Below are 6820 nucleotides of genomic sequence, written 5' to 3' on the forward strand. Positions count from 1 at the left end.
GGCGCTGCGGTCGCCGTTGGCGCCGGTGCGGGTGCGGCTACCAGCGGGCGCGGGCCAATGAAGACCGCTGTAGTGCGACCGGGCACACTGAAGGTGCCATCGGCGCTGTAGCGCGATTGTGTTACCCGCTCGTCGCTCGAAGCGACCTGCACATCGTGCAAGCGCAGATCGCCGTTGGCCAATTCGGGAATGGTGATGGTCACCAGATCAGGCCGGGCATTGAACAGCACCACCACCTGCCCGATGTTCGGATCGAGCCGCGCCGGGCCGTTATCACTGATGCTCATCACGATCAGGCCGGGGATTTGATCCGGCCCATTGTTGAAGAACGAGACCATCCGCTCGACCTCTTCAGCGGTGCGCAGCCGGAAAAGCGGCGTGCTGCGGCGAATGCGCAGCATCTCGCGGAAGTGGTCGTAGGTCGCGCGCATGAGCGCCTCGTCCGGCTTGAGGGCAGGGTTGACCAGCAGCGGCGCCATGATCGGCCAGTTGCTCTGGTTATCCCATGCCGGCGGCAACCCCGAACCAAAGGTGTTCTCTTGGCCGCGCCAGTCAATCCGGTTAAACCAGTCGGACGAGTTATAGCTGTTGCGGTCGAGCGATTTCGAGCGCAGCAGTTCATCGCCGGCGTGGAAGAAGGGAATGCCCTGCGCCAGCGCGGTCAGCGACAGGCCGAGCTGCGCCATGCGCGCTCGCTCGGCGATCGGCGTGGTGGCCGCCGCTTTGAGCTGCACCGCATCGAACAGCGTCTCGTTGTCGTGGGCTGACACGTAGACGATCTGCTCTTGCGGATCGAGAGTGTAGCCGCCGGCGGCGCCGCGATACTTGATCTGCTCGCCGGGGACGGTGCGGCCTTCGTAGTTAACCATGCGGTACGTCTTGAGATTGCCGGCCAACCCCAGCTTGATCAGATCGGTCTCGGCCAGCAGTTTGACCCGCTGCGCATCCGGCGTACCTTGTGGGAAGTCGCTCGGATCGGTGGCGAGGCCGGAAATGAAGCCTTGCAAGCGCGGATCGTCAAAGGGGCCGCCGCCGCGGGCCGCGTCGCGCAGCCGGTCAGAGAAGGTGCCGATGCCGGCGCCAGCCATATTGAATTGGGTCGCGTTGATGCCGCGCGCGTTGTTGGCGACCTCACCGAAGTTCCACCCCTCGCCGTAGATGATGATTGATTTGCCATCCACACCGTCGCGTTCGAGCGTCAACGCATCGAGCGCCTCCCGCACCGCCAGCATGTTGGCCTTCATGTGGTGGCCCATCAGGTCGAAGCGGAAACCATCAACCTTGTAGTATTTCGCCCACAGCACCACCGAATCGATCATCAACTTCTCCATCATGCGGTGCTCGGTGGCAGTATTGGCGCAGCAGGTTGACGTGGTCACATTGCCGTCGCCGTCGAGCCGGTGGTAATAACCGGGCACAATCCGGTCAAGCACCGAGCGCGGGTTCTGGCCGCTGGCGTTCGTGTGGTTGTAGACCACATCCATCACCACGCGCAATCCGGTCTGGTTAAGCGCCTGCACCATCTCGCGAAATTCGAGGATGCGCTGTGGGCCATCAGGATTGGTGCTGTAGCTGCCTTCCGGCGCCGAATAGTGATAGGGATCGTACCCCCAGTTGAAGCCATCGAGATCGCGGATCGGCTCGATCAACGCCTGCTGTTCGGGCGAATCGGGCGGCAGCGCGCGCAGTTGCTCGTAGGGCAGCGGCGCTTGCCGTTCGCGAATCTCTTCGATGGTGGCAATATCGAAGGCCGGCAACAGATGGACGTGGGTGACGCCGGCATCGGCTAATTCGGCCAGATGGCGCATGCCAACACTGTCGCGCACGGTGAAGGCGCGGAAGGTGCCGCGCAGATCGGCAGGCACCGTCTCGTCGAGAATGCTGAAATCGCGCACATGCAGCTCGTAGAGCACTGCCTCTTCAGGCGCGGCCAGCGGCGGCTTTTGCAACGTCGCCCAACCGGGTGGCTGCAAGGCCGGATCGTTCAGATCGATAATCTGGCTGCGAGTGCTATTGGCGCTGAGCGAAACTGAATACGGGTCAGTGACCAGATTCGTTACCACCCGGCCCACGCTCGGCACATAGACATCAACCTCAAACAGATAATACTGGCCGATCCAGCTCGCCTCGCCACGAATGCTCCAGACGCCGGTCGCGGCATCGAGCGTCATCGGCAAGACCACCGCGCGCGTATCGGGATTAGCATCGGCAAAGCGGTGCAAACGCACTTGGCGCGCCGTCGGCGCCCACACCCGGATCACCGGCGCCCCATTCTCGATCGTCACACCGAGCGGGCCATCGTAGGGGAAGAGCGCATCGAGCGCACCGGGAATCTGCACGCGGGTCGCATCGAGCGGCTGGCCATTCTCATCGTACATCGCCACCACCAACTGGCCGCGGGTGAGGCCGATCAGACGCGCACGATCGAGCGGCGGCAACTTAAAGGCGCTAAAGCCGGCTAGATGGGGAAACTTAGCCAGCGCCGGGCCGGGGCCAGCCGGCGTAAAGGTCAGATCGATCCGTTGCCCGCCCGCCACCCCTTGCGGCGTCAGCTTGATCGCGCCGGACGGATCGCTAAATAGGGCATAGCGATAGCGCGGCGTACCAATCACATTCCAGACGATCGTCTCGGCATCAACCCAATAGGCGCGGGCGCGCGAAATATCGCCTTTAGGCGCGCCGGCGGTAGAAATCGTCACTTCGCCACTCCCTGCGTTATAGCCGACGTACACCTCGCCGCCTTCGTCCACCTTGATCACGAATGGCGGGCCATTCGGGCCGCCCTCGCCAATTGCACCCTCCAGCGTCTCGCCAATCGCCAACCGCAAGCGGTACTCGCCGGCGGGAATGCGGTTGGTGGTGAAGGTGTACAACCCATCGCCATCAGGGTCTTGCAGCCACGAACCGAGACAGGTGGGATCATCGGCGGCAGCGCAGCCAAGGGCGGGTTGGAAATCGCCCACCGCCACGATCAGCGGCGTATTGATACTATCCGTCACCCAGTGGGTCTTATGGTCGTAGACAAACCGTACTGTCGCCGGCGCGGGCGCCTGCAACGGAATGTTTGGCCCATCGCGGCGGGCATTGAGGCCATAATTCTCGGCCCAGCTATCATTCAGCGCAACTTTGTACTCGTAATAGCCCGCCGGCAAGTCAAACCGCGCGCTCCACACATCAACTGCGGGGTCGTAGGTCAGGTAGGTAATACTGCACGACGGCTGCCAATCGCTGGGGCAGCCAAGCACACTCTGGATCGTACCGGGAATAGTGACAGTTTTGGGATCAGGCGTGGTTTGCGCCGCAATCGGTAACGCAGCCAGCGACCAGACCAGCCACAACGAGACTGCGAGCGCCAACAGCGCGCGCCGGCGCCAAACACCAAGCTGCATAGCGTCCACCTATGATTGTTGGCAACGAAACTATTTGCGCGTAGTATAGCAGGTTGCGGGAATAATGCAACTATGACGAGACACCCTATGAGCGTGCGTCTACCGCCGCACCCTTACCATTCATCACCCATTGCCGCCGATCCACGCGTGGAAATCGGCATCGATGGCGCGGGTAAAGCCAGTGATCATGTGGTTCATCTTATGTTCCATCGCCCGCTCACCCACAGCTTGCAACACCTTGCCGGGCATCCCCCACAGCACCCGCGGCACCGGAATCGTCATCGCCAATTCGACGGTATATTCAACATCCGTGCCATGGGCATGCGGATAAAAGACCGCCTCGGCAAAGAGCTGGCCGGGAAAGACAAACCCGGTCAGATCGATCGGCGGGCCATCATCGACCGGCACGATCCGGATCAGGCGGTGCGGCTCGAAAATGGCGGCCACGTCAAAATAGCCGGCCATCGCGTGGCCGTGGCCATCAGTTGCGCCGACGACGAGGCGGTAGCGATTTTGGGCATACGCAAAGACCTCGATCGCATCGGGCAACAGGCTAAACACCGCCGGAATGTCGCAGAAATACTCGTAGGCGAGATCGAGCGGGCCATTAAAGCGGAAGAGATGGACAGCAGCGCCATTCAGATCGACAGCCCGGCGGCGGTCATCACTGGCAACAGAGGGTGTGTAGGGCGCCGGCATAGACGCTCCTCGGCGCAGCTTCGTCACCGAAGCCACGCTAATTTCATATATGACATCAATCACGGCTAGTATAGCATCTCCATGCGGTTTGTGCAAGCGAGAACCCGCCAGTGAGGATTGACGTTTTGCTTTTTGCGTAATAGAATGGGAAACAGGACCGCGATAGCAGCGCCGCAGCCGGGCTGGCGGCGGGAAGGAGCGATCAATGTCAGTCAAAGAGAGCGGCGGCATCTTTGGAATGATGTTCCGTGAAGTTGGTCTCTTTTGGGAGCAGGCGTGGAAGTGGGCCGAAGATCAGGCCAAAGCCGATCGTGAGCACGAGAAGGTCGATCAACAACGCCGGCTGGCCGAAGCGCAGGCCCGCCTGCTCGAGCAGATCCGGCTTGCTAAAGAGGCCGGTGTTGATGTTGATCGGATTATGGCCGTGATGCAACAAGAATTGAAGAAGTAATTCCGTTAGGAATAGTGGCGAAATGGCGGGGCGGTGATGCGCCCCGCGTTTTGTGTTTTTGTCGCCGCACTCTCTTCTCGCATGTCGGCTATAATAAGCCGGTAGGAATCAGCGCGCCGCGCTGAGCATAAGCGTTGATAACCAGCCCGAGGAAGCGGCATGCCCAAAGATGTTATTACCCAACGCAGCGTTGATTATAACCAGTGGTATCTCGATATTGTGCGCGAAGCCGATCTAGCCGAGGTCGCCGAAGTCGTGCGCGGATGTATCGTGGTCAAAGCGCACGGCTGGGCAATCTGGGAATTGATGCAGCGCGCGCTCGATGACCGAATCAAAGCCACCGGCCACTCCAACGTCCAATTTCCGCTGCTCATTCCCAAGAGTTTCATCATGAAAGAGGCCGAGCACGTCGAGGGCTTCGCCCCCGAAGTGGCTGAAGTCACCCGCGCCGGCGGCGAAGAATTGGCCGAGCCGTACATCATCCGCCCCACCAGCGAGACGATCATCGGCTATTTCTACAGCAAGTGGATCCGCTCGTACCGCGATCTGCCGCTGCTCTATAACCAGTGGGCTAACGTGATGCGCTGGGAAATGCGCACCCGCCCCTTCCTGCGCACCGCCGAGTTCTGGTGGCAAGAGGGCCATACCGCCCATGCCACTGAAGCGGAGGCCGAGGAAGAGACGTTGCGCATCCTCCACGAAGTCTACGCCGATTTTGTCGAACAAGAGATGGCGGTGCCGGTGATCCGCGGTCTCAAGACCGAAAAAGAGAAATTCCCCGGCGCGCTTCGTTCATATTGTATCGAGGCGATGATGCAAGACGGGCGCGCGTTGCAGGCCGGCACCTCGCATAACCTCGGCCAGAATTTCGCCCGCGCTTTTGATATTACGTTTACCGATCAGAACAATACCATCCAATATGCGTGGACGACGAGCTGGGGGGTGAGCACGCGCCTGATCGGTGCGCTGATTATGACCCATTCGGATGATGAAGGGTTGGTGCTGCCGCCGCGCTTGGCCCCGATTCAGGTGGTGGTGGTGCCAATCTACAAGAATGATGAAGAGCGCAGCGCGGTGATGGAAGCCGTCAACCGTATGACCGCCGCATGGAAAGGCCGGCTGCGATTCAAGGTTGACGACCGCGATAACTATAGCCCCGGCTACAAGTTTAACGAGTGGGAATTGAAGGGGGTGCCGGTGCGGATCGAGATCGGGCCGAAAGATGTCGCCAAAGAGACGGTCGCCCTCGCGCGCCGCGATATTCCCGGCAAAGCCGGCAAGAGCTTCGTGCCGCAGGCTGGCCTGACCGAGCGAATCGAGACTCTGCTGGCCGAAATGCAGACCGGTCTCTTCCAGCGCGCCCTTGCCTTCCGCGAGTCCCATACCACCGATGTAACCACCTACGAAGAGCTGAAAGAGCAGGTCGAACAAGGTTTTGCCCGCGCATTTTGGGCCGGCGATACCGCCGACGAAAAGCGCATCCAAGAGGAGACGCGGGCAACCATCCGCTGCATCCCGCTTGAGCAACCCGGTACGGTGGGCCACTGCATCTACACTGGCCGCGAAACCGATCGGCAAGTCATCTTTGCCCGCGCCTATTAGGGTGTGTCGCCGAGGAGCGTTATGAGCACAACGCTAACCAACTTAGCCGCCTTCATCCGCGAGCGCATACCACAAACACGCGACCGTTTGTACCGGGCCGTGCAAGCCGAGAGCAGCGGCTATGCCGCTATCCCTGCCAATGAATTAAGCCCGGCCTTGCAACGTTCGGTCGAAACCATCTGCGCACTCTTTGGCGACAACAACAGTGCGCCAGTCAGCGAATGGGCGCCCCAAATCGGCGAACGCCGCGCCCGGATGGGCCTCTCGCTCGACGATATGATGACCGTGATGAGGTGCATTCGCGAGTTTTGCTGGCAAGAACTCGATGCCTTCGGCAAAGATCGGGTCTCTATCGGCGATGTGCGGCGCTTTGAGGATGCGATCAACGAGTTTAACCGGCTGTTGCTGCTCGGTTATAGCCAAGCGATGCTGGCGCTCCAGCAAGAGCTGCGCGATCAGGCCGAGCAGATCGAGACCCAACAACAGACCATCCGCGAGCTGAGCACGCCGATTTTGCCGCTGTACGAAGGCATCTTGGTCTTGCCATTGGTCGGCGCGATCGATAGCTCCCGCGCCGGCCAAATTATGGAACGCCTGCTCACCGCTATCGCTGAACGGCAGTCGGATATAGTGATTATCGATATCACCGGCGTGCCGGTGATCGATACTGCGGTCGCCA

The 6820-nt window shown here is 60.6% G+C and carries 5 protein-coding genes; 3 read left to right on the forward strand and 2 right to left on the reverse strand.

Annotated elements, in window-relative coordinates; genetic code table 11:
- Together pulA and U9R81_RS13525 are read right to left on the reverse strand one after the other, a co-directional pair.
- Positions 1-3389: pullulanase-type alpha-1,6-glucosidase (gene pulA / locus U9R81_RS13520; protein WP_322495965.1), on the reverse strand; the 3389-nt coding region annotated here is incomplete at its 3' end.
- Positions 3390-3512: 123 nt separating this feature from the next.
- Positions 3513-4088: a DUF1997 domain-containing protein gene (locus tag U9R81_RS13525; RefSeq protein ID WP_322495966.1), complete on the reverse strand. Its 576-nt coding sequence runs from the start codon at positions 4086-4088 to the stop codon at positions 3513-3515.
- 205 nt (positions 4089-4293) lie between these two features.
- Here U9R81_RS13525 and U9R81_RS13530 point away from each other — a divergent pair, with 205 nt between their 5' ends.
- The 3 genes from U9R81_RS13530 to U9R81_RS13540 form a co-directional block, all read left to right on the forward strand.
- Positions 4294-4539, forward strand: coding sequence for a hypothetical protein (locus U9R81_RS13530; RefSeq protein WP_322495967.1), 246 nt, complete (start codon positions 4294-4296; stop codon positions 4537-4539).
- Positions 4540-4698: 159 nt separating this feature from the next.
- Positions 4699-6141: a proline--tRNA ligase gene (gene proS, locus U9R81_RS13535; protein ID WP_322495968.1), complete on the forward strand. Its 1443-nt coding sequence runs from the start codon at positions 4699-4701 to the stop codon at positions 6139-6141.
- Positions 6142-6162: 21 nt separating this feature from the next.
- On the forward strand, positions 6163-6820 hold a 658-nt coding region (locus U9R81_RS13540; protein WP_322495969.1), incomplete at its 3' end, for an STAS domain-containing protein.

The sequence above is a fragment of the Chloroflexus sp. genome, assembly GCF_034435895.1.
GTDB lineage: Bacteria > Chloroflexota > Chloroflexia > Chloroflexales > Chloroflexaceae > Chloroflexus.

Bases quoted from the DNA above. Each gene is read 5' to 3' on its own strand.
- U9R81_RS13525 (WP_322495966.1), bottom strand. From the start codon at position 4,088: ATGCCGGCGCCCTACACACCCTCTGTTGCCAGTGATGACCGCCGCCGG.
- U9R81_RS13530 (WP_322495967.1), top strand. From the start codon at position 4,294: ATGTCAGTCAAAGAGAGCGGCGGCATCTTTGGAATGATGTTCCGTGAA.
- proS (WP_322495968.1), top strand. From the start codon at position 4,699: ATGCCCAAAGATGTTATTACCCAACGCAGCGTTGATTATAACCAGTGG.